At 62.7% G+C, this 24,210-nt stretch carries 27 protein-coding genes and 1 other RNA gene; 15 read left to right on the top strand and 13 right to left on the bottom strand.

From position 1 onward, the window contains the following. The first annotated feature begins 41 nt into the window (after window positions 1-41). The 4 genes from pyc (at window position 42) to M729_RS0119255 (ending at window position 4,880) form a co-directional block, all read left to right on the top strand. Window positions 42-3,500 (top strand): pyruvate carboxylase, encoded by a 3,459-nt coding sequence (gene pyc, locus M729_RS0119270; RefSeq protein ID WP_027162549.1) that lies wholly within the window; start codon window positions 42-44, stop codon window positions 3,498-3,500. A gap of 159 nt (window positions 3,501-3,659) precedes the next feature. Next, window positions 3,660-3,920, top strand: coding sequence for a DUF2312 domain-containing protein (locus M729_RS0119265; RefSeq protein WP_013529099.1), 261 nt, complete (start codon window positions 3,660-3,662; stop codon window positions 3,918-3,920). Window positions 3,921-4,120: 200 nt separating this feature from the next. Further along, window positions 4,121-4,561, top strand: a complete 441-nt coding sequence (locus M729_RS0119260; protein WP_027162548.1) for a hypothetical protein — start codon at window positions 4,121-4,123, stop codon at window positions 4,559-4,561. A gap of 7 nt (window positions 4,562-4,568) precedes the next feature. Then, the gene (locus M729_RS0119255) at window positions 4,569-4,880 is read left to right on the top strand and encodes a hypothetical protein (protein WP_027162547.1); all 312 of its coding nucleotides are present in this window, start codon (window positions 4,569-4,571) and stop codon (window positions 4,878-4,880) included. Between the two features lie 100 nt (window positions 4,881-4,980). On the opposite strand, the gene msrB is transcribed toward M729_RS0119255, so the two are convergent. From msrB to M729_RS0119230, 5 genes are all read right to left on the bottom strand, one after another. Beyond that, window positions 4,981-5,385, bottom strand: a complete 405-nt coding sequence (msrB, locus tag M729_RS0119250) for a peptide-methionine (R)-S-oxide reductase MsrB (RefSeq protein ID WP_013529102.1) — start codon at window positions 5,383-5,385, stop codon at window positions 4,981-4,983. A 192-nt stretch (window positions 5,386-5,577) separates the two neighbouring features. After that, entirely contained in the window at window positions 5,578-6,375 is a 798-nt protein-coding gene (locus M729_RS0119245; protein ID WP_027162546.1) for an MBL fold metallo-hydrolase, read from the bottom strand. A gap of 19 nt (window positions 6,376-6,394) precedes the next feature. Further along, window positions 6,395-7,585, bottom strand: a complete 1,191-nt coding sequence (locus M729_RS0119240; protein WP_027162545.1) for a VWA domain-containing protein — start codon at window positions 7,583-7,585, stop codon at window positions 6,395-6,397. Window positions 7,586-7,591: 6 nt separating this feature from the next. Next, window positions 7,592-8,038, bottom strand: coding sequence for a GNAT family N-acetyltransferase (locus M729_RS0119235; RefSeq protein WP_027162544.1), 447 nt, complete (start codon window positions 8,036-8,038; stop codon window positions 7,592-7,594). A 65-nt stretch (window positions 8,039-8,103) separates the two neighbouring features. After that, window positions 8,104-8,967 (bottom strand): LysR family transcriptional regulator, encoded by an 864-nt coding sequence (locus tag M729_RS0119230; protein ID WP_024502900.1) that lies wholly within the window; start codon window positions 8,965-8,967, stop codon window positions 8,104-8,106. A 136-nt stretch (window positions 8,968-9,103) separates the two neighbouring features. On the opposite strand from M729_RS0119230, the gene M729_RS01000000135450 reads away from it, so the two are divergent. Beyond that, a complete protein-coding gene (locus tag M729_RS01000000135450; RefSeq protein ID WP_050596297.1) occupies window positions 9,104-10,672 on the top strand; it encodes an MFS transporter in 1,569 nt (522 codons plus the stop codon). Window positions 10,673-10,687: 15 nt separating this feature from the next. Here M729_RS01000000135450 and M729_RS0119220 read toward each other — a convergent pair whose 3' ends face one another. Further along, a complete protein-coding gene (locus M729_RS0119220) occupies window positions 10,688-11,527 on the bottom strand; it encodes a MoxR family ATPase (RefSeq protein ID WP_013529106.1) in 840 nt (279 codons plus the stop codon). Between the two features lie 148 nt (window positions 11,528-11,675). On the opposite strand from M729_RS0119220, the gene ssrS reads away from it, so the two are divergent. The 4 genes from ssrS (at window position 11,676) to M729_RS0119205 (ending at window position 14,246) form a co-directional block, all read left to right on the top strand. Further along, a non-coding RNA gene (ssrS, locus tag M729_RS1000000137390) (6S RNA) lies at window positions 11,676-11,831 on the top strand. A 96-nt stretch (window positions 11,832-11,927) separates the two neighbouring features. After that, window positions 11,928-12,515 carry a 5-formyltetrahydrofolate cyclo-ligase gene (locus M729_RS0119215; RefSeq protein WP_024502903.1) on the top strand — a complete coding sequence of 196 codons (588 nt, stop codon included), beginning with the start codon at window positions 11,928-11,930 and terminating at the stop codon, window positions 12,513-12,515. Between the two features lie 70 nt (window positions 12,516-12,585). Then, window positions 12,586-13,410, top strand: a complete 825-nt coding sequence (locus M729_RS0119210) for a YmdB family metallophosphoesterase (protein ID WP_024502904.1) — start codon at window positions 12,586-12,588, stop codon at window positions 13,408-13,410. Between the two features lie 74 nt (window positions 13,411-13,484). Next, entirely contained in the window at window positions 13,485-14,246 is a 762-nt protein-coding gene (locus M729_RS0119205; RefSeq protein WP_013529109.1) for a TerC family protein, read from the top strand. A 225-nt stretch (window positions 14,247-14,471) separates the two neighbouring features. Here the strand turns inward: M729_RS0119205 and M729_RS0119195 are convergent, their stop codons facing one another. Then, on the bottom strand, window positions 14,472-14,954 hold the full coding sequence (locus M729_RS0119195) for an SRPBCC domain-containing protein (RefSeq protein ID WP_027162541.1): 483 nt from the start codon (window positions 14,952-14,954) through the stop codon (window positions 14,472-14,474). 52 nt (window positions 14,955-15,006) lie between these two features. On the opposite strand from M729_RS0119195, the gene M729_RS0119190 reads away from it, so the two are divergent. The 3 genes from M729_RS0119190 (at window position 15,007) to M729_RS0119180 (ending at window position 16,628) form a co-directional block, all read left to right on the top strand. Next, window positions 15,007-15,330, top strand: a complete 324-nt coding sequence (locus M729_RS0119190) for a helix-turn-helix domain-containing protein (RefSeq protein ID WP_027162540.1) — start codon at window positions 15,007-15,009, stop codon at window positions 15,328-15,330. 213 nt (window positions 15,331-15,543) lie between these two features. Beyond that, window positions 15,544-16,293 carry a YebC/PmpR family DNA-binding transcriptional regulator gene (locus M729_RS0119185; protein WP_013529113.1) on the top strand — a complete coding sequence of 250 codons (750 nt, stop codon included), beginning with the start codon at window positions 15,544-15,546 and terminating at the stop codon, window positions 16,291-16,293. Window positions 16,294-16,331: 38 nt separating this feature from the next. Next, window positions 16,332-16,628, top strand: coding sequence for a SelT/SelW/SelH family protein (locus tag M729_RS0119180; RefSeq protein ID WP_127218697.1), 297 nt, complete (start codon window positions 16,332-16,334; stop codon window positions 16,626-16,628). An 18-nt stretch (window positions 16,629-16,646) separates the two neighbouring features. On the opposite strand, the gene M729_RS1000000137385 is transcribed toward M729_RS0119180, so the two are convergent. Then, window positions 16,647-16,796 (bottom strand): hypothetical protein, encoded by a 150-nt coding sequence (locus M729_RS1000000137385; protein ID WP_013529115.1) that lies wholly within the window; start codon window positions 16,794-16,796, stop codon window positions 16,647-16,649. Window positions 16,797-16,817: 21 nt separating this feature from the next. Continuing rightward, window positions 16,818-17,297: an anthrone oxygenase family protein gene (locus M729_RS0119170; protein ID WP_027162539.1), complete on the bottom strand. Its 480-nt coding sequence runs from the start codon at window positions 17,295-17,297 to the stop codon at window positions 16,818-16,820. 126 nt (window positions 17,298-17,423) lie between these two features. Here M729_RS0119170 and M729_RS0119165 point away from each other — a divergent pair, with 126 nt between their 5' ends. Further along, the gene (locus M729_RS0119165) at window positions 17,424-18,065 is read left to right on the top strand and encodes a TetR/AcrR family transcriptional regulator (protein ID WP_027162538.1); all 642 of its coding nucleotides are present in this window, start codon (window positions 17,424-17,426) and stop codon (window positions 18,063-18,065) included. Between the two features lie 128 nt (window positions 18,066-18,193). Here the strand turns inward: M729_RS0119165 and rpmE are convergent, their stop codons facing one another. Next, on the bottom strand, window positions 18,194-18,415 hold the full coding sequence (gene rpmE, locus M729_RS0119160; protein ID WP_013529118.1) for a 50S ribosomal protein L31: 222 nt from the start codon (window positions 18,413-18,415) through the stop codon (window positions 18,194-18,196). Window positions 18,416-18,621: 206 nt separating this feature from the next. On the opposite strand from rpmE, the gene M729_RS0119155 reads away from it, so the two are divergent. Next, window positions 18,622-20,421, top strand: coding sequence for an ABC transporter transmembrane domain-containing protein (locus M729_RS0119155; RefSeq protein ID WP_027162537.1), 1,800 nt, complete (start codon window positions 18,622-18,624; stop codon window positions 20,419-20,421). A 27-nt stretch (window positions 20,422-20,448) separates the two neighbouring features. On the opposite strand, the gene M729_RS0119150 is transcribed toward M729_RS0119155, so the two are convergent. After that, on the bottom strand, window positions 20,449-21,936 hold the full coding sequence (locus M729_RS0119150; protein WP_027162536.1) for a carboxypeptidase M32: 1,488 nt from the start codon (window positions 21,934-21,936) through the stop codon (window positions 20,449-20,451). Window positions 21,937-22,076: 140 nt separating this feature from the next. Between M729_RS0119150 and M729_RS0119145 the strand changes: the two genes are divergently transcribed. Continuing rightward, a complete protein-coding gene (locus M729_RS0119145; RefSeq protein ID WP_027162535.1) occupies window positions 22,077-22,430 on the top strand; it encodes a DUF1304 domain-containing protein in 354 nt (117 codons plus the stop codon). A gap of 75 nt (window positions 22,431-22,505) precedes the next feature. On the opposite strand, the gene M729_RS0119140 is transcribed toward M729_RS0119145, so the two are convergent. Then, entirely contained in the window at window positions 22,506-22,940 is a 435-nt protein-coding gene (locus M729_RS0119140) for a hypothetical protein (RefSeq protein WP_027162534.1), read from the bottom strand. 238 nt (window positions 22,941-23,178) lie between these two features. Beyond that, window positions 23,179-24,210, bottom strand: a complete 1,032-nt coding sequence (locus M729_RS0119135) for a peptidoglycan -binding protein (protein ID WP_027162533.1) — start codon at window positions 24,208-24,210, stop codon at window positions 23,179-23,181.

Below are 24,210 nucleotides of genomic sequence, written 5' to 3'. Positions count from 1 at the left end.
TTGCGCCGATTTCTCTTCCTTCCGTCGCTGGAGCCCAGTCCTTGGCCATCACGAAGATCCTCGTCGCCAACCGGTCCGAAATCGCCATTCGCGTCTTCCGCGCGGCCAACGAACTCGGGCTCAAAACCGTGGCGATCTGGGCGGAGGAAGACAAATACTCCCTGCATCGCTTCAAGGCCGACGAGAGCTACCAGGTCGGACGCGGGCCGCATCTGACCAGGGACATGGGGCCGATCGAAAGCTATCTGTCGATCGAGGAGGTGATCCGCGTCGCCAGGCTGTCGGGTGCCGATGCTATCCATCCCGGCTACGGATTGTTGTCGGAAAGTCCCGAATTCGCCGACGCCTGTGCCGAAGCCGGCATTACCTTCATCGGGCCGAGGCCGGACACAATGCGGCGGCTCGGCAACAAGGTCGCGGCGCGCAATCTCGCCATCGAGGTCGGCGTGCCGGTGATCCCCGCCACCGATCCGTTGCCGGATGACATGGAGACGGTCAAGACACTGGCCAAGGAAATCGGCTATCCGGTGATGCTGAAGGCATCATGGGGCGGCGGCGGCCGCGGCATGCGGGCCATCCGCGCCGAAGCCGACCTTGCCCGTGAAGTCACCGAAGGCAAGCGCGAGGCGAAAGCCGCCTTCGGCAAGGACGAGGTCTATCTCGAAAAGCTGATCGAGCGCGCCCGTCATGTCGAGGTGCAGGTGCTGGGCGATACCCATGGCAATGCCGTGCACCTGTTCGAGCGCGACTGTTCGATCCAGCGCCGCAACCAGAAGGTCGTCGAGCGGGCGCCGGCGCCCTATCTCGAAATGTCGCAGCGCGAGGAGCTTTGCGGCCATGCGCTCAAGATCGCCCGCGAGACCAGCTATATCGGCGCCGGCACGGTCGAGTTCCTGCAGGATGCCGACACCGGCCAATTTTATTTCATCGAGGTCAACCCGCGCATCCAGGTCGAGCACACCGTCACCGAGCAGGTGACCGGCATCGATATCGTCAAGGCGCAGATCCATATCCTCGACGGCTTTGCCATCGGCACACCGGAATCAGGCGTGCCGGCGCAGAAGGACATAAGGCTGAACGGCCACGCGCTGCAGTGCCGTATCACCACGGAAGATCCCGAGCACAATTTCATCCCCGATTACGGCCGCATCACCGCCTATCGCGGCGCGACGGGCTTCGGCATCCGCCTCGACGGCGGCACCGCTTATTCGGGCGCGGTCATCACCCGCTTCTACGATCCGCTGCTGGAGAAGGTGACGGCGTGGGCGCCGACGCCGGCCGAGACGATCGCCCGCATGAATCGGGCGCTGCGCGAGTTCCGCATCCGCGGCGTCGCCACCAATTTGACCTTCCTCGAAGCGATCATCAACCATCCGAGCTTCGCCGACAATTCCTACACGACCAAGTTCATCGACACGACGCCGGAACTGTTCCAGCAGGTCAAGCGCCAGGACCGCGCCACCAAGCTCATCAACTATCTCGCCGACGTCAGCGTCAACGGCCATCCTGAGACGCGCGGCCGACCGCAGCCGAAGGCCGACGCCGCGGCACCCGTGGTGCCTTACCTCAACGGCAATGTGCCCGGCGGCAGCAAGCAGAAGCTGGATGTGCTGGGCCCGCAGAAGTTCGCGGCCTGGATGCGCGATCAGAAGGAGGTTCTGGTCACCGACACGACGATGCGTGATGGCCATCAATCGCTGCTGGCGACGCGCATGCGCACGCATGACATTGCCGGCATCGCCGGTACCTATGCGCGTGCCTTGCCGCAGCTTCTATCGCTGGAATGCTGGGGTGGCGCCACCTTCGACGTCGCCATGCGCTTCCTCACCGAGGATCCGTGGGAGCGGCTGTCGCTGGTGCGCGAGGCGGCGCCCAATCTGCTGTTGCAGATGCTGCTGCGCGGTGCCAATGGCGTCGGCTACACCAACTATCCCGACAATGTCGTGCAGCATTTCGTCAAGCAGGCAGCAAGCGGTGGCATCGACCTGTTCCGGGTCTTCGATTGCCTGAACTGGGTCGACAACATGCGCGTCGCCATGGATGCGGTCGGAGCCGAGGGCAAGCTGATCGAAGCGGCGATCTGCTACACCGGCGATATCCTCGATCCGGCGCGGGCGAAATACGACCTCAAATACTATGTCGGCCTAGCCAGGGAATTGCAGGCGGCCGGCGCCCACATCATCGCCGTCAAGGACATGGCCGGCCTGCTGAAGCCTTCCGCAGCACGCGTGCTGTTCAAGGCGCTGCGCGAGGCGACCGACCTGCCGATCCATTTCCACACCCACGACACGTCGGGCCTGTCGGCGGCGACGGTGCTGGCGGCGGTGGAAAGCGGCGTCGACGCCATAGACGCGGCGATGGATGCCTTCTCCGGCAACACCTCGCAGCCATGCCTTGGCTCACTCGTCGAGGCGCTGAAGGGCACCGAACGCGACCCCGGTCTCGACCCGCAATGGATCAGGAAGATCTCGTTCTACTGGGAAGCGGTGCGCAACCAGTACGCCGCATTCGAAAGCGACCTCAAGGGGCCGGCCTCGGAAGTCTATCTGCACGAGATGCCGGGCGGGCAGTTCACCAATCTGAAGGAACAGGCTCGCTCGCTCGGATTGGAGACGCGCTGGCACGAGGTGGCGCAGACCTATCACGACGTCAATCTGATGTTCGGCGACATCGTCAAGGTGACGCCGTCGTCCAAGGTCGTCGGCGACATGGCATTGATGATGGTCAGCCAGGACCTGACCGTTGCCGATGTCGAAAACCCGGATAGGGATATCGCCTTCCCGGATTCGGTCGTCTCGATGCTGCGCGGCGATCTCGGCCAGTCGCCAGGCGGGTGGCCGGCGGCGCTGCAGAGGAAGGCGCTCAAGGGCGACAAGCCGATCACGGTGCGGCCCGGCTCGCTGCTCAAGCCAGCCGACCTCAAGGCCAACCGCAAGGAAATCGAGGAGAAGCTCGAGCGCAAGCTGTCGGAGTTCGAATTCGCCTCGTGGCTGATGTATCCGAAGGTGTTCACGGATTTCGCCGGCGCGCAGGAAACCTATGGGCCGGTCAGCGTGCTGCCGACGCCGACGTATTTCTACGGCATGAAGCCGGAAGACGAGATCTTCGTCGACATCGAGAAGGGCAAGACGCTGGTGGTGCGCTGCCTGGCCATCGGCGATGTCGACGAGAAGGGCATGGTCACCGTGTTCTTCGAGCTCAACGGCCAGCCGCGCCGTGTCAAGGTGCCCGACCGGGCGCATGGCGCGTCCGCCGCCAAGGCCCGCCGCAAGGCCGAACCCGGCAACGAGGCGCATGTCGGCGCACCGATGCCGGGCGTCGTTTCTGCGCTTTCGGTGGCTGCCGGCCAGGCTGTGAAGGCCGGTGACGTGCTGCTTTCCATCGAAGCGATGAAGATGGAGACGGCGCTGCATGCCGAGCGCGACGGCACGGTCGCCGAGGTGCTGGTCAAGGCAGGCGACCAGATCGATGCCAAGGATCTGCTGATCGCTTTCAGCTAATTGATACCTTCCTGGGGATCGCTGTCCGCATCGTGGCGGCAGCATCAGTTCGATCATCGATAACAGCTTGACCCGCCGCCGCCGGTCGGGCATCGAGCCCGCTCAATTCGCCGCTGCATGCATCCCGAGTCGCGGCGCAGAAACGATGTGGAGAAAAATATGGCCGACGATATCACCGATACCAGCCAGACTGTTGCCGCCGGCCAGCTGCGTGCCTTCATCGAGCGCATAGAGCGGCTCGAGGAAGAGAAGAAGACCATTTCCGACGACATCAAGGAAGTGTTCGCCGAGGCCAAGGGCACAGGCTTCGACACCAAGGCGATGCGCACGATCATCCGGCTGCGCAAGAAGGACCAGGCCGAGCGTCAGGAAGAGGAAACCATCCTCGATCTGTATAAGGCCGCACTCGGCATGGTGTAGAGACCGTCTGGAATTCTACTCCGGCGGCCATCTGGTGGCGTTTTCTGCGCTTCCCTAGTTCTACTGCAATGCAGTAGAACTGAGCTCACGTACTTTAAGTACGCTCCGCTCCGGTTCTCGAAACCACCACCATATGACTCGCCGGAGCGAATTTCGAAACAGTCTCCGGCCGAGCATGATGCCGAAGCGAGCATCGAGCCATGAGCGAATTCGACTTCGGCGCCCGCCGCGCCTCTGAATTCCGCCAGCGCGGCTTCTGGACGCTGTTCGCCGAGCGGCATCCGGAAGAAAGGGCTCTGATGGCGAGGCGCGGACCCTGGTTCTGGCAGCGCGGGCTGCCCGATTTCGCCTTGGTCCTTTCCATGTATGTCGCGCCGGCGCAGAACCAGGTCGGCGTCTTCTTCGGCCGCAACGAGAAGTTCGGCGCCACGCAAGCGTGGTCGCGGTTGAAACCGTTCCAGCCTGATATCGAAGTCAGGCTGAAGCTCAGGCCGGAACAGAGTTGCGAGGATCTCGGCATCAATTCGATGTGGCGGGTGAACTGCTATGCCGAGGACAACTGGCCAGCCATGGCCGACTGGCTGGTGACCGAATGTTCGCGCTTCGAGCGCGCGGTAACCGAAGTCCTGAGGCAGGGATAGACATCCGGTGTTGCCAGAGGGTATCGGCTCCTTTTTCCGCTCACGCTGGCAAGGCCAGGTGCCGCTCGACCGGCTGTTCTGGCGCGACCTTGTTCTTGTCGGCACGGCGCTCAACGTCGCATCTCTGGTGGCCGCGATCGTCCTGCTCGGACTGAAGCTGCCGCTCGCGCTGGTTCTGGCGGTGCATTTCGCACCGGTGCCCTACAACCTCTTTCTGACCTTTTCCGTATGGCGAACCACGGAAAAGGCCAGTGGCGCCAAGGCCTCGCTGATGACGCTCGGCGCCACATTATGGCTAATCCTGACGGTCGTGGTCTGAGAGCGGACACGGGCGCCCACCGCGTTCGCCGGGTTCGGCCGGGGGGCAATGAAAAGGGCGGCCGCAGCCGCCCTTTTCATTCATTCAATCGAATTTCGGTTCAGGCCGCCGGCTCGAATTTCAGCGCCACGCCGTTGATGCAATAGCGCAGGCCAGTCGGCGGCGGGCCGTCCTCGAAAACATGGCCGAGATGGCTGCCGCAGCGGGCGCAATGGCATTCGGTGCGAACCATGCCGTAGCTGCGGTCGACGGTGTTTTCGACCGAACCCGGCACCGGGTCGTTGAAGCTCGGCCAGCCGGTGCCGCTCTCGAACTTCAACTTGGATTCAAACAAAGGCTGGTCGCAGCCGACGCAGGAAAAGGTGCCGGCGCGCTTCTCGTAGAGCAAAGCGCAGCTTCCCGGCCGCTCGGTGCCGTGGCCGCGCATGACGGCATACTGCTCCGGCGTCAGCCGGGCGCGCCATTCGGCGTCGGTGCGGGTTACAGGGTAGGTGTGGGTGTCCATGTGATCTCCTCAGCCTTGCCGGCTCGCCACTACAGCGCCGCGCGCCCATCGCACGCGCAAAGGACGCTATAGTACTTTGGTTTTGCGCATAATCCGAACCGGAAGTTCGGGATCATGCGCGGATTGCAACCTCATATTCGCACCAAGATAGGCATTTGTTGCGCGATTTGCCCGCATTTTCGATCGTGATCTTTATGCGATCGCCCTGAGATAGCGATCGACCGAAGCAGCCAACGCCGCTTTTGCGCCCCCGATGACATTCTGGTTCCACCATGCACCATAGATATGGTCGAACGCGAATGGCTCCAGTGCCGCCGCGATGCGGCGCACGGCCGCTGCATTGAGCGGAATGTAGTTCGGATAGCTGTACATGAAGCTGACATGGCGGCGCGTCGGCGTCACCTGCAAGATATCGCCGGCCAGCAAGACGTCGCCGACATCGCGTTTCCAGTGCAGTACCTGACCGCCGGCAAAGTGGCCGCCGCAGCGGATGAGCGTCAGCGAAGGGTTTATGGCCAGCGTCTCGCCTTCCCAACTGACGATCGCCTTGTGCGGTCGCATGATCCATTGGCGGTCATCGGCATGGAGATAAATCGGCACGTCGCCAAACGCCTCGCTCCAACTGGCCATCACCGAATAATAGTGGCAGTGCGAGATGGCGATCGCCGCCAGGCCACCGCGGCGGTTGATCTCGGCCACCGCCTCGTCGCTGACCATCGAAACGCAGTCCCACAGCACGTTGCCGTGTGGCGTCTGCGCCAGCAGCGCCCGTTGGCCGATGGCGAAGCGCGGCTCGATGCCGAAGGCGAGAACGCCGGCATCGTCCTTCATCACAAGCCGGTGTCCTTCGGCAAGTTCCTCCGGCGTGATCCACGCTTGGCCCTCCCAGCGCACATATTGGCGCTCGTCCTCGCAGATCGGGCAATGTTCTGGCGGCGTCTCTGTCGCCGCGAACTGGACGCCGCATTGCAGGCAGAGGAAGCAGGTCATCGGATCTCCTGTCGGTCTTTCAGTGCTTTCTTGAAAGCTGCTTGGTCGCGCCCTCAAGCCCGGCCAGCGTCAGCGGGAACATGCGGCCGCCGAAGATGTCGCGGATCATCGCAATCGAATGGGTGTAGCCCCAGTTCTTGGGGTCTTCGGGGTTCAGCCATACCGCGTTCGGCCATTGCTGCAGCAGACGGCCGAGCCAGACGCTGCCCGCCTCCGGATTCCAGTGCTCGACCGAACCGCCGGGGTGAGCGATCTCGTAAGGGCTCATCGAGGCGTCGCCGACGACGATCACCTTGTAGTCCGGCCCATATTTGTGGAGCAGGTCGAAGGTCGGAATCACCTCGGCATGCCTGCGGCGATTGTCCTTCCACACGCCCTCATAGAGGCAGTTGTGGAAATAGAAATATTCGAGCTGGCGGAATTCGGCGCGGGCGGCCGAGAACAGCTCCTCGACGCTTTTGATGTGGTCGTCCATCGAACCGCCGACATCGAAGAACATCAACAGCTTCACCGCGTTGCGCCGCTCTGGCCGCGTCTGCACGTCGAGATAGCCGTGTTCGGCCGTGGCATGGATGGTTCCGGGCAGGTCGAACTCCTCCTCGGCGCCCTCACGCACCCAGCGGCGCAGGCGTTTCAGCGCGATCTTGATGTTGCGGGTGCCGAGTTCGACGGCATCGTCAAAATTCCTGAACTCGCGTTTGTCCCAGACCTTCACCGCGCGGCGGCTGCGGCTTTCATGCTGGCCGATGCGCACGCCTTCGGGATTGTAGCCATAGGCGCCGAAAGGCGAGGTGCCGCCGGTGCCGATCCATTTCGAGCCGCCCTGGTGACGGCCTTTTTGCTCCTGCAGCCGCTGTTTCAATGTCCCCATCAGTTTCTCGAAACCGCCGAGCGCCTCGACCAGTTTTTTCTCCTCGTCGGTCAGGTGCTTTTCGGCGAGGCGGCGCAACCATTCCTCGGGGATGTTGGCGATATCGACTGCATCCGGCCCGCCCAGTGCTTCGATGCCCTTGAAGACATGCGCGAACACCTGGTCGAAGCGGTCGATATGGCGCTCGTCCTTCACCAGGGCGGCGCGGGCGAGGTAATAAAAACCTTCGACGTCGTAGTCGACCAGCCCAGCTTCCAGACCCTCCAGCAGCGACAGATATTCCCTGAGCGAGACGGGAACGCGTGCTGCCTTCAGTTCGAGGAAGAAGGGGATGAACATGGCCGGTTACAGCAAATCATACTCGATGAAGCCCGTGCGGCGGGCGACGTGGTCGTAAAGCTTGCGCGCGGTGGCGTTGGTCTCGTGCGTCATCCAGTAGACATTCTTGACGCCGATCTTTGCCGCCTCTTCCTTCACTGCGTTGATAAGGGCGGCGCCGATCCCCTTGCCGCGCACATCCGGGTCGGCGAACAAATCCTGCAGATAGCAGTTGTTTTTCTCCGACCAGCCGGAGCGGTGGTACAGGTAGTGCGTGAGACCGACCGCCTTGCCGTCCAGTGTGGCGATGAAGCCTTTTGGCTCGAATTCGCCCGGAGTGAACAGCCGCTTCCAGGTGATGGCATAGACCTCTTCCGGCAGCTTCGTCTCATAGAAGGTGAGATAGTCGGTCCACAGGCGCCGCCAATCGGCGTGGTCGGACTGCGCGAGCGGGCGGACGATTATCTCGGACATTTCGTTCCCTCTGAAGTCTGGAACCCGATCCATACCAATAGAATCGGGATCAGGAACACCCTTGCCTATTCGGCAGGCGAACTATATTCGCGAAAAGCGGTCGCGAGCATGTGCAGCGCCTCCCGCGCCCGCGGCGGCAGAGCGTGCGACTGCAAAACGATCTCGGACGGGGGAATTGGTGGCAGGCCGAGTTTGCGGCCCACCTCGATCAAGCCCGGGGGCACAACCCGGTAAGCGAGGGCGGAAAGGGCAAAGCCCGCCGATACCGCGATGTTGACGGCAGCGCCGCCGCCGCCGACGAAAGCCTCATTCCAGGCGATGCCTGCCCGGTCCAGCGCCTCGACCGCTCTCATACGGTCCGGGCAATTGCATCTGGTGCTTAAAAGAGCGAGGCGCAGGGGCGTGCCTGGTCGCCATTCGAAGCCAGGTGCCGCGAACCAGCCATAGTGGGTGCGCGACAAAGCTTCACCGCGTCGACTGTCATCTTCCTGGTGCACAATCACCGCATCGAGTTCGCCGCGATCGAAAGCTTCTTCCAGCATGGAGCTGGTATCGATCCGTATGTTGAGCGCGAGCGACGGATCGTGGGCATGAAGCTGGGCGATCAGCGTGGAAAGCTCAGGCCCCGCGACATGATCGACGAAGCCGAGCGCAAGCCGACATGGCGCCGCGGAAAATTCCGCGACGGCGCGTTCATGGGCGGCAAGGAATTCGCGGGCCACGGGCAGGAAGACAGCCCCCCTTTCCGACAGTGCCACGCGGCGCGGGGTTCGTTCGATCAAACGTGCGCCGAGCTTTTCCTCGAGCCGCCGCAACTTGACGCTGATCGTCGCCTGGGTGCTGCCAAGTGCTGCAGCCGCCCGGGTGAAGCTCTGCAGGTCGGCCACCATGACGAAAGTGCGCACGGCATCGACATCGAGACTGGCCATCTCCGGCATTCCATTTTGTTATCTCTGAAATAGAAATGCATAGTCTTTTTTCATGGTCAAGCCTCGTCTATGTCATCTCGACCGCAGTTTGAAGAGCCAGCCCGGTTCCAGAATGCTTCGACAGAAAGTGATCGACATGACGTTTCAAATCGACCGAAACACCGTTGCGCTTGCCGGGGCCTGCCTTGCCTCGCTGTTGTTCGGCCTCGAAATCTCCAGCGTCCCGGTGATCCTTCCGAAACTGGAAAGCGTGCTCGCCGCTGACTTCAAGGATCTGCAATGGATCATGAACGCCTACACCATTGCCTGCACCACGGTGCTGATGGCGACAGGAACGCTGGCCGACCGCTTCGGCCGCAAACGGGTGATGGTGATCGCCACCATCGCCTTCGGCCTGGCCTCACTGCTGTGCGGCCTCGCGCCGAGCGCTTCGCTCCTCATCATTGCACGCTTCCTGCAAGGCCTGGCGGGAGGGGCGATGTTCACTTGCAGCGTGGCCGTCTTGTCCCACCAGTTTCAGGACGGCAGCGAACGCGGCAAGGCTTTTGTGGCCTGGAGCGTCGTCTCGGGGATCGGGCTTGGCTTTGGTCCCGCCATCGGTGGATTGATCGTCGCGTTCTCGAGCTGGCAGTGGGTGTTCCTCATCCATGTGCCGCTTGCCATCCTTGCGCTGGTCTTCATCGGTGCCGGTGTCACCGAATCACGCGACCACAATGCCCAGAAGCTTGACCGTGCCGGTATCCTGACGCTCTCGTTCGCGGTGTTCGGCTTCTCCTATCTGATCACGCAAGGGGCCGATCTCGGCTCTGGCGCCCGCATCGGCGTAGCAAGTGCTGCCGTGCTGGCCTTCGCCGCGTTCCTCGTTGCCGAGAAGATCAGCCCCTACCCGATGTTCGATTTCTCGGTGTTTCGGATCCGTCAATTTTCGGGAGCGATCATGGGCGGCATCGGCATGAATTTCAGCTATTGGCCGTTCATCATCTATCTGCCGATCTATTTTTCGGGTGTGCTCGGCTACGACAGCACCACGACCGGCCTGCTGCTGCTCGTCTACACGCTTCCCTTGATGCTGATGTCCTCGACCGCCGAGCGCCTGCGCGCCCGCTATCAGGCGCGGGTGGCGATCCCGCTCGGGTTGCTGACATTGGGGGTCGGCTTTATCGCCATGAGGATAGGTTCGAGCCTTGAGGGAACCAGCTGGCTGACCATGCTGCCCGGTACGCTGATCGCCGGTATCGGTATCGGCCTCACCAACTCACCGACCACCAACACCACGACGGGTTCGGTGTCGCCGGATCGCGCCGGCATGGCTTCGGGCATCGATATCAGCGCGCGGCTGATCACGCTCGCCATCAACATCGCGGTGCTGGGCCTGCTGTTGACGCAGGGAATTGCTTCCTATCTCAAAACCGCATTGGGCACGGCCCTTGACCCGGACGAATTGCGCGCGTTGGCGGAAAAGATCGCCACCGGAAATCTCGATGGCCTCTCGCAATATTGGCCCAGGCTGGCGACCCTCGACCCGTCCGGCGCGCTTGCGCATGCCGCCTTGGTCAACGGTTTTGGCTGGGTGATGCTCTATAGCGGGATCGGCGTTCTTGCCCTTGCCGTCATCAGCTTCGTCGTCTTCGGCCCCAGAAACGTCGCGCCGCAAGAGGCAAGGGACCGTCATCGTGCTCAGGGCGCAAGCGAAGCTCGATCATAGCCAGTGCCCGGCGCCTCACCCTTGCCTGCGCGCCATGAAGGCAAGCCGCTCGAACAGATGGACATCCTGTTCGTTCTTCAACAATGCGCCATGCAGCTTGGGCAACGCGTTCTTCGGGTCGGCGCGCAGATCCTCGGGCGCGATATCGTCGGCGACCAGCAGGCGGATCCAGTCGAGCGCCTCGGAGGTCGACGGTTTTTTCTTCAGCCCCGGCACTTCGCGGATCTCGTAGAACTGGGTGAGGGCTGCCCGAACCAGGTTCTGCTTGATGCCGGGATAGTGGACGTCGACGATTCTGTGCAGCGTGTCGACGTCGGGAAAGCGGATGTAATGGAAGAAGCAGCGGCGCAGGAACGCGTCCGGCAACTCCTTCTCGTTGTTGGAGGTGATGATGACGATCGGCCTGACGGCGGCGCGGATGGTTTCGCCGGTCTCGTAGACGAAGAACTCCATCCGATCGAGTTCCTGCAGGAGATCGTTTGGGAATTCGATGTCGGCCTTGTCGATCTCGTCGATCAAGAGCACGACCTTCCTGCCGGCGGCGAAAGCCTCCCAGAGTTTGCCGCGCTTGATGTAGTTCCTGATGTCGTTAAAGCGCTCGTCGCCCAACTGGCTGTCGCGCAGCCGCGAGACGGCATCATATTCGTACAGGCCCTGCTGCGCCCGCGTCGTCGACTTGACGTGCCATTCGATGAGGTCGAGGCCGAGTGCAGCCGCCACCTGGCGGGCCAGTTCCGTCTTGCCGGTGCCGGGCTCGCCCTTGACCAGCAAGGGTCGCTCCAGCGCGATCGCCGCATTGACGGCCACCATCAGATCCTTGTCGGCGACATAGGCCGCCGTGCCTTCGAAACGCATTCTTGCTCCTCGGTTGGTCATCGCGACCGTAAGGACGAGGCCGTGCCTGTGCAAGGGTGAGGTGTTGGCGGCGCGAGGGCCTGAACCCAACACGGAAAGAGTGCCCGTCTCACTGGCGCTTAGCCGGCCGGCAGCCTATATTGGGCGGGACGGTCTGTGCTTCCCGGCAGGAGAACATTTTCCCCGGGGCCTTAACGATCCTTAGGGAGCTGTCCCTGGGAAGACCCGTGGGTTTTCTCACACGGCGCCCACCTACTTTGTAGGTTCCCGGGATCGCTCTCTCCACCGGTTGTGTGGATCGTCACTTATTGCCACGCGTCCCGCATTTCGGTGGATGATTGCGGTGGAAAACGTCGCTCCCAACACTCCATCCAGATCTGACCTTTTCTACCCTGACTGCATGACCTCTCTCAAAGACCTCAAAAAGCAGCTTCGCCGCGAGGCCCTCGGACGCCGCGATGCGCTCGACGAATTCTGGCGGGTGGAGGTCGCGCTTGAAATGGCAGAGACGGCACGCGATCACCTCCACATTGAGCCGGGCCAGATCGTTTCCGGCTTCTGGCCGATGCGCTCGGAAGTCGACGTCAGGCCGCTGATGTTTGCCTTGCGCGAAAGGGGCGCGCGGCTTTGCCTGCCGGCCATTCTCGACAAAACCACGATCGTCTTTCGCGAACTGGTGCGCGGCGCGCCGATGGTCGAGATGGGTTTCGGCACGGTCGGCCCGCATGAAGAAGCAGAAGTGCTCGACCCCTCGGTGATGCTGGTGCCGCTCGCCGCCTTCGATGCGCGCGGCCATCGCATCGGCTATGGTGCCGGCTATTACGACCGCGCCATCGCCAAGCTGATCGACAAGGGACAGCCGCCGCGGCTGGTCGGCATCGCCTTCGACTGCCAGGAGGTGGCAATGGTGCCGGATGAGGAACATGACGTCGTCATTCCGGAAATACTGACCGAGAGCGGGTTGCGCCGCTTCGCGTCAAAATTGTAGATAAAAGGACGCATGATCTTTCACAGACGTCATGCAGCTTTTGCTTCGCTGACCTTCGGTGCGGGATCATATGAGACTTCTCTTCCTCGGTGACATGGTTGGAAAGACAGGACGGACGGCGGTGTGGGAACAGCTGCCCGGCTTGATCTCCGACTTCAAACTCGATTTCGTCATCGTCAACGGTGAGAACGCCGCCGGCGGCTTCGGTATCACCGAAGATATCTTTCGCGAGACGATCGCGGCCGGTGCGGATGTCGTCACAACCGGCAACCATGTCTGGGACCAGCGCGACGCACTCGCCTTCGCGCCGCGCGAAGAGCGCTTCCTGCGCCCCTCGAACTTTCCCAAGGGCACGCCCGGGCGCGGCTCCGGCGTCTACATCGCCAGGAGCGGCGCGCGCGTGCTGGTCGCCAACATCATGGGCCGGGTGTTCATGCATCCCGAACTCGACGATCCCTTCCAGGCCGGCGAACGCGAGCTTGCCGCCTGTCCGCTCGGCGAGCAGGCGGATGCGGTGATCATCGACTTCCACGCCGAGGCGACCTCGGAAAAGATGTGCTTCGCGCATTTCGTCGACGGCCGCGCCAGCCTCGTCGTCGGCACCCACACCCACCAGCCGACCGGCGATCACCAGATCCTCAATGGCGGTACCGGTTATATGTCCGACGCCGGCATGTGCGGCGACTATGATTCCTCGCTCGGCATGGACAAGGAGGAGCCGCTCAATCGGTTCCTGTCGAAAGTGCCGAAAGGCCGCTTCGAAGCGGCGACCGGACCGGCGACATTGTGCGGCGTCGGCGTCGATATTTCCGACCGCACCGGGCTGACCGAGCGGATCGCGCCGTTTCGTCGCGGCCCGCGGCTGGAGGAAACCGCACCGTCCTTCTGGTCATGACATTGATATAGGCACGCTTAGTACCTAACTGCCGGCGACACTGCTCTAGATCGTTAAAAGAGGGGACGACCTCCATGCAGCTCATCGAATTCCTGGCGCCGCATTTTCAATTTGTGTCCGATCCAACCGCCTGGGTCGCGCTGCTGACGCTGATTGTGCTCGAGGTCGTGCTCGGCATCGACAATCTGATCTTCATCTCGATCCTGACCAACAAGCTGCCGGAAGCACAACGGGCCCGTGCCCGCCGGCTCGGCATCTCGGCGGCGCTGATCATGCGGCTGGTGCTGCTGGCCACCATTTCGATCATCGTCCAGCTGACCACGCCGGTATTCACGGCCTTCGGCCATGGTTTTTCCTGGCGCGACCTGATCCTGATCGCCGGCGGCCTGTTCCTGGTCTGGAAGGCGACCAAGGAGATCCATCACACGGTCGATCCCGATGACCACAAGGATACGATGATGGGCGAGACGCTGCAGATCAGCCTCGCCGGCGCGATCTTCCAGATCCTGCTGCTCGACCTGGTCTTCTCGATCGATTCGATCATCACCGCCGTCGGCATGACCGACGAGATCGCCATCATGTACATCGCCGTGATCGTGGCAGTCAGCGTGATGATGCTGGCGGCCGGGCCGCTGGCCAACTTCATCGCCAAGAACCCGAGCATTGTCATGCTGGCGCTGGGCTTCCTTTTGATGATCGGCATGACACTGATCGCCGACGGCATGGGCTACCATGTGCCCAAGGGCTACATCTATGCGGCGATGGGCTTTTCGGCATTGGTCGAGGGGCTCAACATGCTGGCGCGGCGGCGCAAGAAGCCGGGCGGCGGGCATTGAGGCAAGAGCAGCAGGGACCTTAGCCAGAATCAGCGCGATCAGTTGGCCAAGCTGGCTGAATTGCCTGACAGCGAGATCGATATCTTGGACATTCCGGAAGCTCCGGCCGAGAATTGGATTCAAGCTCGTCGCGAGCAGGAAAAGCGGCGATCCCAAGCCCGCCGGATCAGCATGCCGGCTTCGGCGGTCGGTTTTTCGTGGATGTCCATGGAATGCTCCTAATGGTCAGATATTGGTCTCGTTGGCGGGTTCGCCTTTCATCTCGCTGCGGTAGTAACCGTCGCGCAAATTGATGCCGTACTCGACATAGGCCTTCATGCAGGCCAGCATCTGCGACCAGCCCTCGCAATTGAGGTAGGACTTCTTCAGGCCGACCGCGCCTTCCTGCCAGCCGCTCTCGGCGATGGTGACGAAGGTGCCGCCATCGTCCAGCGGTTCGAAGTTCATCTCGATGCGGGTTTTGTAGGCCGGCTTGCCGTCCTCATCGGTGGCATCCCAGCGCAGCACGATGCGGCGGTCCTTGACCACTTCGTCGACCTCGACCGGCACCTTGCCCCACCAGACGACGCCGGCGCCGGCTTCCAGCGGGGCGCTGGCGCCGCCGATCGTGGTGAAATAGCCGCTCAGTTTCTTCGGATTGGCGACTGCGTCGAAGACGTCGGCGACCGGCTTGCCGATGCGTCCGGAAACACTGAATCCAAGTGACATATCCACAGCTCCTTCCCTTGATCGGTTCAACAATATGTTATATAAACATAACATGTCAAGCCGATCGCAAGACGACAATGTTTTCAAGGCGCTGGCGCATCCGCGGCGGCGCGAAATGCTGGATCAGCTGAAGGACGCGCCGAAGACGACCGGCATGCTGTGCGAGGCCTTTGCCGATATCGATCGCTGCACGGTCATGCTGCATCTGAAGGTGCTGGAGGAGGCCGACCTGATCGTTGCGCGGCGCGACGGCCGCGAGCGCTGGAACCATCTCAACGCGCTGCCGATCAAGCAGATCCACGACCGCTGGATCAGCCAGTATGCCGGCCATGCGCTCAGCATCATCGACCGACTGAAGTCGGACCTCGAGGCGTGAGCGGCCGCAGCAGGTCACGTCTTGCGCCGCATGCGCGGTGCGGCTGGACGAATTGAGCCGATTTATCTATAAGCCGGCCATTCCGACAGAGAACGCCGTGCTTCCAAGAGGTGCACCTGGGACGCTCTGAAATTTTGAATTCGGGCATTGCGGAAGACGAGGTCAGATCACTTCGCTTCGCGATGCTCTAGCCGAGAAGACGACAGGGGTGCCATGGCTGGCCATTCACAGTTCAAGAACATCATGCACCGCAAGGGCCGCCAGGATGCGGTGCGGTCTAAAATGTTTTCCAAGCTGGCGCGCGAAATCACCGTCGCCGCTAAAAGCGGGACGCCCGATCCATCGATGAACCCGCGCTTGCGGCTGGCGATCCAGAACGCCAAGGCGGTGTCGATGCCGAAGGACAACATCCAGCGCGCCGTCAACAAGGCCTCGATGGGCGATGCCGAGAATTACGAAGCCGTGCGCTATGAGGGCTATGGCCCGGGCGGCGTCGCCGTCATTGTCGAGGCGCTGACCGACAACCGCAACCGCTCGGCGTCCAATGTGCGTGCTGCCTTCACCAAGGCCGGCGGCGCGATGGGCGAAACGGGCTCGGTTTCCTTCATGTGGGACCGCGTCGGCGAGATCTATTATCCGGCATCGGCCGGCAGCGCCGACAAGGTCATGGAAGCGGCAATCGAAGCCGGCGCCGACGACGTGGAAACCGACGAGGAAGGCCACACCATCTATTGCGCCTTCGAGAATCTCGGTGAGGTGTCGAAGGCTCTGGAAACCTCGCTCGGCGAGGCAGAATCGGTGAAGCTGATCTGGCGGCCGCAGAACAACGTTCCGGTCGACGAGGAGCGGGCACAGTCGCTGATGAAACTGGTCGCCACGCTCGAGGACGACGACGACGTGCAGAGCGTCTACGCCAACTTCGAAGTCGACGACGAGACCATGGCCAAGCTCAGCGCGGCATGAGCGGAGCTCAGCCCGGCATGAGCGGAGCTCAGCCCGGCATGAGCGAGCAGATCCTCCCCGCCATCCGCATCACCTATTGCACGCAGTGCCAGTGGCTGCTGCGCGCCGGCTGGATGGCGCAGGAGCTGCTGTCGACCTTCGGCACGGACCTTGGCGAGGTGACGCTGGTGCCGGGCACCGGCGGCATCTTCACCATTTCCTGCAATGACGTGCTTGTCTGGGATCGCAAGCGCGACGGCGGTTTTCCGGACGCGGCCAAGCTGAAGCAACTGGTCCGCGATGTCATTGATCCGGACCGCGACCTCGGTCATTCCGATCGGAAGACAAAGGCGTAGAGGCCGCCGGCGCTGCCGTCACTTGCGTCGCCACGCTCCGAAGGCGGCGCCAATCGCAATACCCACGGCGACGCCCATCGGAAGGTCATCCAGAGCGGTGCCGACCGCGGCACCGACACCAACTCCGATTGCCATGCCGAAGGCCATATTCGAATATTGATCCTTCATCGGTGGCTCCATCCATCCTTTTCAACGCGCGGCGAACCAGAAGGATGCCAGCGCGGCTATGCCGCTGATGGTGCGGACATGGTTCCACATCACCCACTCGTTGAGGTAGCGCGACCACAGGCTTGCGCCATTGCTGCTGGCCGGATCGACGGCGGCGAGCGCATCGTTGAGCGGGACGTTGAAGATCATCGTCACCACCACGATGCCGATGAGATAGAGCAGGCTGCCGGCAACCAGCCAGAGCGAGCCTGGCTGGTTCCAGCCGATCACCGCACCGATGGCGACAACGATGCAGACGAGAGCCGTGCCGAACAGTGCTGTCATGAACAGCGGCGTCACCGCTGTGACGTTGATGGAATTCATCGCGGCAATGCCGCTTGCGGCTGGCATGCGGGCGAGGCCCGGCATGACGAAGCTGGAGAAAGCAAAGAAGACGCCGCCGACGACGCCTGAGCCAAGTGCGGCAATGAAGATGAGAGTGGGAAGAAGTTTCGCGATCATGTCAGTTGCTCCAGATGCCCATTGTGCTTTCCTTCGCATAAACGTGATTAATCCTCACATTTGCAAAACGTGATAAACCCTCGTATTTTTCGAGTCAAGTGATTTTGGCGGCATTTGGAGTCAGGTATGGAAGACGCGGCAACCCCCGTTTCCGCACAGAAGCAGGCTGCTTCACAGCGTCGGGCGCCGAGCCAGCAGCGCAGCCGCGAGCGGGTCGAGCGCATGCTGGCGGCTGCCTCGGCGCTGATCGCCGAGCAAGGCAGCGATGCCATGCGCATGGGTGAGGTGGCGGAGCGCGCTGGGGTGTCGATCGGGTCGCTTTACCAGTTCTTTCCGGACAAGCGGGCGATCATCTGGGCGCTGGCCGAGCGCTACACCGCCGAAAGCCAGTCCTGCATTTCGGCAGCACTGGCTGGTATCAGCGACGCCGAACGCCTGCAGTCCGCGTTTTCAGAGTTGGTCGACATCTATTACCGGCTGTTCCTGGCCGAGCCGGTGATCCGCGACATCTGGTCGGGCACGCAGGCCGACAAGGCGCTGCGCCAGCTCGAACTCGCCGACAGCCGCGCCAACGCCGAATTCCTCAGCGCGGTGCTGAAACGGCTGCGGCCGGCAGCCGATCCGGCGACACTGGAAACCACGGCGTTTCTGGTCTGGCAGATGGGCGAGGCCGCCATGCGGCTGGCGATCTCGGTTGAGCGGCAGGAGGGCGACAGGCTGGTCGCCGCCTACAAGCGCATGGCGTTAAGGGAATTGCTGGCCGAGTAGGACCGCGCCGCAACAAAAAACCCGCCACAAGGGCGGGTTTTCGATCTGTGAAAGCTCGTTTGGCTTAAGTTCTTACTTGACGCAAGTCGTTATCCCAAAACCGCTTGGCACTTTTGGGCGACATGCAATTAGATGCCGAAACCTTCGAAACGCTTCTTGAACTTCGACAGGCGGCCGCCGCGGTCGAGCAGCGTCTGCTGGCCGCCGGTCCAGGCCGGGTGGGTGGTCGGGTCGATATCGAGGTTCATCGTATCGCCTTCCTTGCCCCAGGTCGAACGGGTCGTGTATTCGGTGCCGTCGGTCATGACGACCTTGATGGTGTGGTAATCGGGATGGATGTCGGTCTTCATGGTTCGGTTCCTGGCTTGCCGGCGCTGCCGACGGGCATAAGCCTGCGTCGATGCGCCCCTTTTTAAAACTCGAAGCCGCAGCTATTGAGGAGCCACGGCTTCTAAAACGGTCGGCGAGCCTATACATCAGCCGGAATTGAATCACAAGGCCGCGGCAAGCGCATATTGAGGCGCAGACCCCAAGGACGGCTGGAGGAAACATCGGGATGGCGCAAATCACCAGCGCAGACGAGCGCCGGCGTTCGCTCAAGCCGCTCAGGCGCCTGTTCCCCTACATCACGCACTACCGCACGCTGGTCGTCGGCGCCATTATCTCGCTGGTCATCGCGGCGGCAACCACGCTGGCGCTGCCGCTGGCGGTGCGACGCATGATCGATCATGGCTTCTCGTCGTCCAGCACGACCTTCATTGCCGAATATTTCGCAGCGCTGGTGGCTATGGCCGCCCTGCTGGCGGCGGCATCGGCCGGCCGCTACTATTTCGTCATCACGCTGGGCGAGCGCGTCGTCGCCGATATCAGGCGCGATGTGTTTGCCCATGTGACGACGCTGTCGCCTGCCTTCTTCGACACCGCCCAGTCGGGCGAGATCGTGTCGCGGCTTGCCGCCGACACGACGCAGGTCAAGTCGGCGGTCGGAGCGACGGCCTCGGTGGCGCTGCGCAATGTCATCCTCGGCCTTGGCGCGGTGGGGATGATGGTCATCACCAGCCCGAAACTGTCCGGCCTGGTCATCGCGGCAATACCCGTGATCGTGCTGCCGCTGGTCGCCTTCGGCCGTTCGGTGCGGCGCAAATCACGCCAGGCGCAGGATACGCTGGCCGATGCCACCGCCTATGCCAGCGAGCAGATCGGCGCGGTGCGCACGCTGCAGGCCTTCACCAATGAGAAGCTGGTCACCGGGCATTTCTCGGCTGCGGTGGAAGCTGCTTTCGAGGCGGCACGCTCCTCGATCTTCGCGCGCTCCTTCCTTACCTTCTTCGCCATTTTCACCATCTTCTCGTCCGTCGTGGCGGTGCTGTGGTTCGGCTCGCGCGACGTGCTCGAAGGCTCGATATCGCCAGGCACGCTCGGCCAGTTCCTGCTCTATTCGGTGTTCGCCGCCGGCGCGCTGGGCGCGCTGTCGGAAGTGTGGGGCGAACTTGCGCAAGCGGCGGGTGCTGCCGAACGGCTGACCGAGATCCTGGCCGAGAAGCCGGCGATCCAGGCTCCCGCCGATCCGAAGCCGCTGCCGGCCGTCGCCAAGGGCGCGATCGTCTTCGACAATATCTCCTTCTCCTACCCGGCAAGGCCCGACCGCGCCGCCGTGCACGGCTTAAGCTTTCAGGTCATGCCGGGCGAGACGGTGGCGATCGTCGGGCCGTCAGGGGCCGGCAAGAGCACGGTGTTTTCGCTGATCCTGCGTTTTTACGATCCTGAAACAGGCAAGATCCTGATCGACGGCGTCGATGTGCGCGAGGCCGATCCCGTTTCGGTCCGCCAGCGCATCGCCATCGTGCCGCAGGACGTCACCATTTTCGCGGCAAGCGCGCGTGACAATATCGGTTTCGGCCGGCCGGGAGCCAGCAAGACCGAAATCGAGACGGCGGCGAAGGATGCACTTGCCGATGAATTCATCCTCAAGCTGGAAAAAGGCTATGACAGCCAAGTCGGCGAGCGCGGCGTGACGCTGTCAGGCGGTCAGCGCCAGCGGGTTGCGATCGCCCGTGCCATCTTGCGCGACGCGCCGATCCTGTTGCTCGACGAGGCCACCTCGGCACTCGACGCCGAAAGCGAAACGCTGGTGCAGACGGCATTGGAACGGCTGATGCAGGGCCGCACCACGATCGTCATCGCCCACCGCCTGGCAACGGTGCTGAAGGCCGACAGGATCCTGGTCATGGATGGGGGCTCGATCGTCGAGGAAGGCACGCATCAAAGCCTTGTCGCCAAGGGCGGCATCTATGCACGGCTGGCCAAGCTGCAGTTCGAAACCGGCGCCAGTGCTTTCAGGGGCGCGGCGGAATAGGCAGATCTGCCGCTGTGGCGACAGCCGCTATGCGGCTCCATAGCGCTGTTTCAGATGGTTCACGAAATAGGTGGCGTTGAGCTTTTCGCCTGTGGCGCGTTCGAGCAGGTCCGGCGTCGACCAGCGTGACCCCTGTGACCAGATTTTTTGGCGGCGCCAGTCGTTGATCGCCTCGAAATTGCCTTTGGCGAGATCCTCGTCGGCGGCAGGATGCTCCCGCGTCAGCGCCGCCCATTGCTGGGCCGCCATCATCGCGCCAAGCGTGTAGGAGGGGAAGTAGCCGAAAGCTGCCCCGGGCCAATGCACGTCCTGCATTGGCCCGTCGGCTGGGTTGTCGATGGTGGAAAGGCCGAGATAGTCGCGCATCTTGGCGTCCCAGGCTTCGGGCAGATCGGCCACCTCCAGCCGGCCCGAGACGAGTTCCTGTTCCAGTTCGTAGCGCAGGATGACATGCAGGGGATAGGTCACCTCGTCGGCATCTACCCGGATCAGGCCGCGTCCGACGCGATGCACATGCGGCAGGATGTCGTCGAGCGACCAGGCTTCGCCGAGATGTTTTTCAACCACTGGCAGCGCCCAGCGCCAGAAGGCCGGGTTGCGGCCTAGCTGCTTCTCGACGAACAGGCTCTGGCTTTCATGCACGGCCATGCCGCGCGCTTTGCCGAGCGGCCAGTGCGACCATGCCTTGGGCAGGTTCTGTTCGTAGAGCGCATGGCCGGTCTCGTGCAGCACGCCCATCAGCGCCGACAGGAAGTCGGACGTCTTGTAGCGGGTGGTGATACGCACGTCGCTCGGCACGCCGCCGCAGAAAGGGTGGTGCGACACCGACAGCGACCCATGCGTCAGGTCGAAGCCGACTGCCGTCATCATGGCAAGGCCGAGCTCGCGCTGCCGATCGATCGCATAGGTGCCCGAAAGCGGCTTCAGCGGGCGCTTGCGCTGCCGTGCATCCTGGATCGCCAGCGCCTCCGGCACGAAACTTTTCAGAAAAGCCTTCAGGTCGGTGAACACAGGCGTGATGTCGGCGGTGCGGTTGCCGGGGTCGTACTGCTCCATCAGCGCGTCATAGGGGGCCAGGCCGAGCACATCGGCACGCAGCGTCGCCTCCTCGCGCACCAGCGCCACGACGCCCTCCAGCGCCGGCTGGAAGCCTGCCCAGTCGTTCTTGGCGCGCAGGCCGCGCCACAGCTGCTCGCAACGCATGCGCGCGGTCGTCTGGCGTTCGACGAATTCGACCGGCAGGCAGGTCAGGTTGGTGTATTGCCGCCGCAGTTCCGAGACGGCGGCGCGCTGCTCCTCCCCCATCGCTTCCTGTTCGGCCGCGGCGATCCAGTCTGCTATCTCGGGCGCCGTTGCTCTGGTGTGATACATGCCGGCCAGTGCCGACATCGCCTCGGCACGCTTCTCGCCGCCGCCGACGGCCATGTGCGTGGCCTCATCGGCACCGAGGATGGCCAGCGCATGCTCGAGCGCTTCGAGCTTGTGACCGAGGTCGTCGAGTTTCTGAAAGGACATGGCGACTTCCGTGATTGGGACGGCGCGAAAAGACACCAACGCAAAAGCGTTGGCAACCCTCGGATGCCGTCCGGCAAATGCACCTTGCGCAGGCGAGGCCGCGCATGAAATGCTGCCGGCAACACATCAAGGGGGGAAAAATGATCGGCAACATCCTGGTCGGGCTGGTGGCCTTGATCCATGCCTACATCGTCTATCTGGAGATGGTGCTGTGGGACACGCCGCGCGGGCACAAGGCTTTCAACCTGACCCCGGAATTCGCCAGTGCCTCGAAAGTGCTCGCGGCCAATCAGGGACTCTATAACGGGTTCCTCGCCGCCGGGCTGGTCTGGGGGCTATACCTTGGTGCGGCCGGTTTCCAGGTCAAGGTCTTCTTTCTGGCTTGCGTGGCCATTGCCGGCCTCTATGGCGCGGCAACGGTCGGGCGCAAGATCCTGTTCATCCAGACCGTGCCGGCGATGATCGCCCTGATCGCGGTATTGCTCGGCTGGTAAAAAGGACGCCCGCGGGATCGCTCTCGAAGGCGCCAGGCGGTTCCTTCCTCTTGGACCGTTTCGGGCGCTACGGCCTCAGCCGTTCGGGTAATTGCCGCCGTCGGCGCCGTCGCCGATCATGAAGCCGCTGCCGGTGTCGATCATCAGCCGCTGGTCGACATTGTCGAGACGGCGCAGCAGATCATGGTATTGCGCGGCCGGTATCCTGCCGTGATCGGAGGCGGCGACTTTCTCTGCCGCCTGACTGATGTGGGCCGTGCGCATTTCCAGGCGTTCCGCCACAGCCGGGGTGATGTTGTTGGCCTGTCTTGCGTCCACGATGCCCTGCCGGACGCCCTGCACCTGTTGGATAAGCGCCTCGACACGCGGGCCAGTCATATCGGTTGGATCGGTCGCGTCGAGAGCGCCCTTGTGATGGCCCGCGGCATAGGCGCCGGCAAGCGGAACGGCGATGAGGAGCGCCGTGAGTGTTGCAGTTCTAAGCGAGGTCTTGGGAGTAAAAGAGCGCATCACGCGTCTCCTCTTGTAGAGGGAGGCGGCGGTTGTCTGCCTGCCTTCCAGCCTTGGGCCGTCCGGTTCCGTCGCGTCGCGATGAGGGGGATTCATCGCCGGCGGTTCTCGGCCCGGGCGGCAGGCTAGGACCGCCCTGCGATAATGTGTAATTAAAAAAAGATAATCTTTTCAGGCCTTGCCGGCCTCCATCTGCGCCCTAGGGTTGAGCCGGCGAACAAGTTCGCGTGATTTTGGATCAACGTTCGGTGAGCTTCAGTTCAATACGGCGGTTCTTGTTGCGCGCCTCTTCGGTGTCGGCGGGATCGAGGGGCTGGAACTCACCGAAGCCTGCCGCGACCAGGCGGTTGGCCGGCACGCCGTTCTCGATCAGAAATTTCACCACCGAGGTCGAACGCGCCGTCGACAGTTCCCAATTGTCGCGGTAGCGGCCGGTGCCGGAGAGCGGCTTGTTGTCGGTATGGCCGTCGACGCGCAGCACCCAGTTGATCTCGGGCGGGATTTCCTTCTGCAACTCGATGATGGCGTCGGCGAGTTTCTTCATCTCGACCTTGCCGGCATCGTTGATCACCTCAGAGCCGGTCGGGAACAGCACTTCCGACTGGAAGACGAAGCGGTCGCCGACGATGCGGATGTTCTCGCGGTCGGCGAGGATTTCGCGCAAACGGCCGAAGAAGTCGGAGCGGTAGCGGTTCAACTCCTGCACGCGCTGCGCCAGCGCGACGTTGAGGCGGCGGCCGAGATCGGCGATCTTGGTGTTGGAATCGCGGTCGCGGATTTCCGAGACGTTGAGCGCATCCTCGAGCGCGCCGATCTGCTTGCGCAGTGCCGCGATCTGCTGGTTGAGGATCTCGACCTGGCTCAGCGCCTGCTGGCTGATCTGGCGCTGGCTGTCGAGTTCGCCGCCGAGCGCCGCTGCACGCTGGTTGGCGGCGTTGCCGGCACCGGCGCCTTGCGCCAGCAACTGTTCGAGCCGGCTCTTTTCCGCTTGCGCGGCCGACAGCGACGCCTGCAGATTGGCCAGTGAATCATCCTTGTCCTGCGCCGTCGAGCGCTCCAGCGCCAGCAATTGGGTCAGTTCGTTGATCTGCGAGTTGAGGCGCGAGAGCGCCGTATCCTTGCCGGAGATTTCGCGTCCCAGCAGGAACTGCGCCAGCACGAAGACCGTGAGCAGGAACATGATCGCCAAAAGCAGCGTCGACAGCGCGTCGACGAAGCCCGGCCAGTAGTCGATGCGGCGATCGGTGCGCCGGCCCCTGGCGAGTGCCAC

This window comes from Mesorhizobium sp. WSM1293 (genome assembly GCF_000513875.1).
In the GTDB taxonomy this organism is placed as follows: Bacteria; Pseudomonadota; Alphaproteobacteria; order Rhizobiales; family Rhizobiaceae; genus Mesorhizobium; species Mesorhizobium ciceri.
Note: the sequence above shows the minus strand (reverse complement) of the source record. Positions and strands in the feature narration are given on the sequence as shown.

What these genes read in the sequence shown, in the direction of transcription:
- M729_RS0119265 (WP_013529099.1), top strand. Translation starts at nt 3,660, where the DNA reads ATGGCCGACGATATCACCGATACCAGCCAGACTGTTGCCGCCGGCCAG.
- M729_RS0119260 (WP_027162548.1), top strand. Translation starts at nt 4,121, where the DNA reads ATGAGCGAATTCGACTTCGGCGCCCGCCGCGCCTCTGAATTCCGCCAG.
- msrB (WP_013529102.1), bottom strand. Translation starts at nt 5,385, where the DNA reads ATGGACACCCACACCTACCCTGTAACCCGCACCGACGCCGAATGGCGC.
- M729_RS0119245 (WP_027162546.1), bottom strand. Translation starts at nt 6,375, where the DNA reads ATGACCTGCTTCCTCTGCCTGCAATGCGGCGTCCAGTTCGCGGCGACA.
- M729_RS0119240 (WP_027162545.1), bottom strand. Translation starts at nt 7,585, where the DNA reads ATGTTCATCCCCTTCTTCCTCGAACTGAAGGCAGCACGCGTTCCCGTC.
- M729_RS0119235 (WP_027162544.1), bottom strand. Translation starts at nt 8,038, where the DNA reads ATGTCCGAGATAATCGTCCGCCCGCTCGCGCAGTCCGACCACGCCGAT.
- M729_RS0119230 (WP_024502900.1), bottom strand. Translation starts at nt 8,967, where the DNA reads ATGGCCAGTCTCGATGTCGATGCCGTGCGCACTTTCGTCATGGTGGCC.
- M729_RS01000000135450 (WP_050596297.1), top strand. Translation starts at nt 9,104, where the DNA reads ATGACGTTTCAAATCGACCGAAACACCGTTGCGCTTGCCGGGGCCTGC.
- M729_RS0119220 (WP_013529106.1), bottom strand. Translation starts at nt 11,527, where the DNA reads ATGCGTTTCGAAGGCACGGCGGCCTATGTCGCCGACAAGGATCTGATG.
- M729_RS0119215 (WP_024502903.1), top strand. Translation starts at nt 11,928, where the DNA reads ATGACCTCTCTCAAAGACCTCAAAAAGCAGCTTCGCCGCGAGGCCCTC.
- M729_RS0119210 (WP_024502904.1), top strand. Translation starts at nt 12,586, where the DNA reads ATGAGACTTCTCTTCCTCGGTGACATGGTTGGAAAGACAGGACGGACG.
- M729_RS0119205 (WP_013529109.1), top strand. Translation starts at nt 13,485, where the DNA reads ATGCAGCTCATCGAATTCCTGGCGCCGCATTTTCAATTTGTGTCCGAT.
- M729_RS0119195 (WP_027162541.1), bottom strand. Translation starts at nt 14,954, where the DNA reads ATGTCACTTGGATTCAGTGTTTCCGGACGCATCGGCAAGCCGGTCGCC.
- M729_RS0119190 (WP_027162540.1), top strand. Translation starts at nt 15,007, where the DNA reads ATGTCAAGCCGATCGCAAGACGACAATGTTTTCAAGGCGCTGGCGCAT.
- M729_RS0119185 (WP_013529113.1), top strand. Translation starts at nt 15,544, where the DNA reads ATGGCTGGCCATTCACAGTTCAAGAACATCATGCACCGCAAGGGCCGC.
- M729_RS0119180 (WP_127218697.1), top strand. Translation starts at nt 16,332, where the DNA reads ATGAGCGAGCAGATCCTCCCCGCCATCCGCATCACCTATTGCACGCAG.
- M729_RS1000000137385 (WP_013529115.1), bottom strand. Translation starts at nt 16,796, where the DNA reads ATGAAGGATCAATATTCGAATATGGCCTTCGGCATGGCAATCGGAGTT.
- M729_RS0119170 (WP_027162539.1), bottom strand. Translation starts at nt 17,297, where the DNA reads ATGATCGCGAAACTTCTTCCCACTCTCATCTTCATTGCCGCACTTGGC.
- M729_RS0119165 (WP_027162538.1), top strand. Translation starts at nt 17,424, where the DNA reads ATGGAAGACGCGGCAACCCCCGTTTCCGCACAGAAGCAGGCTGCTTCA.
- rpmE (WP_013529118.1), bottom strand. Translation starts at nt 18,415, where the DNA reads ATGAAGACCGACATCCATCCCGATTACCACACCATCAAGGTCGTCATG.
- M729_RS0119155 (WP_027162537.1), top strand. Translation starts at nt 18,622, where the DNA reads ATGGCGCAAATCACCAGCGCAGACGAGCGCCGGCGTTCGCTCAAGCCG.
- M729_RS0119150 (WP_027162536.1), bottom strand. Translation starts at nt 21,936, where the DNA reads ATGTCCTTTCAGAAACTCGACGACCTCGGTCACAAGCTCGAAGCGCTC.
- M729_RS0119145 (WP_027162535.1), top strand. Translation starts at nt 22,077, where the DNA reads ATGATCGGCAACATCCTGGTCGGGCTGGTGGCCTTGATCCATGCCTAC.
- M729_RS0119140 (WP_027162534.1), bottom strand. Translation starts at nt 22,940, where the DNA reads ATGCGCTCTTTTACTCCCAAGACCTCGCTTAGAACTGCAACACTCACG.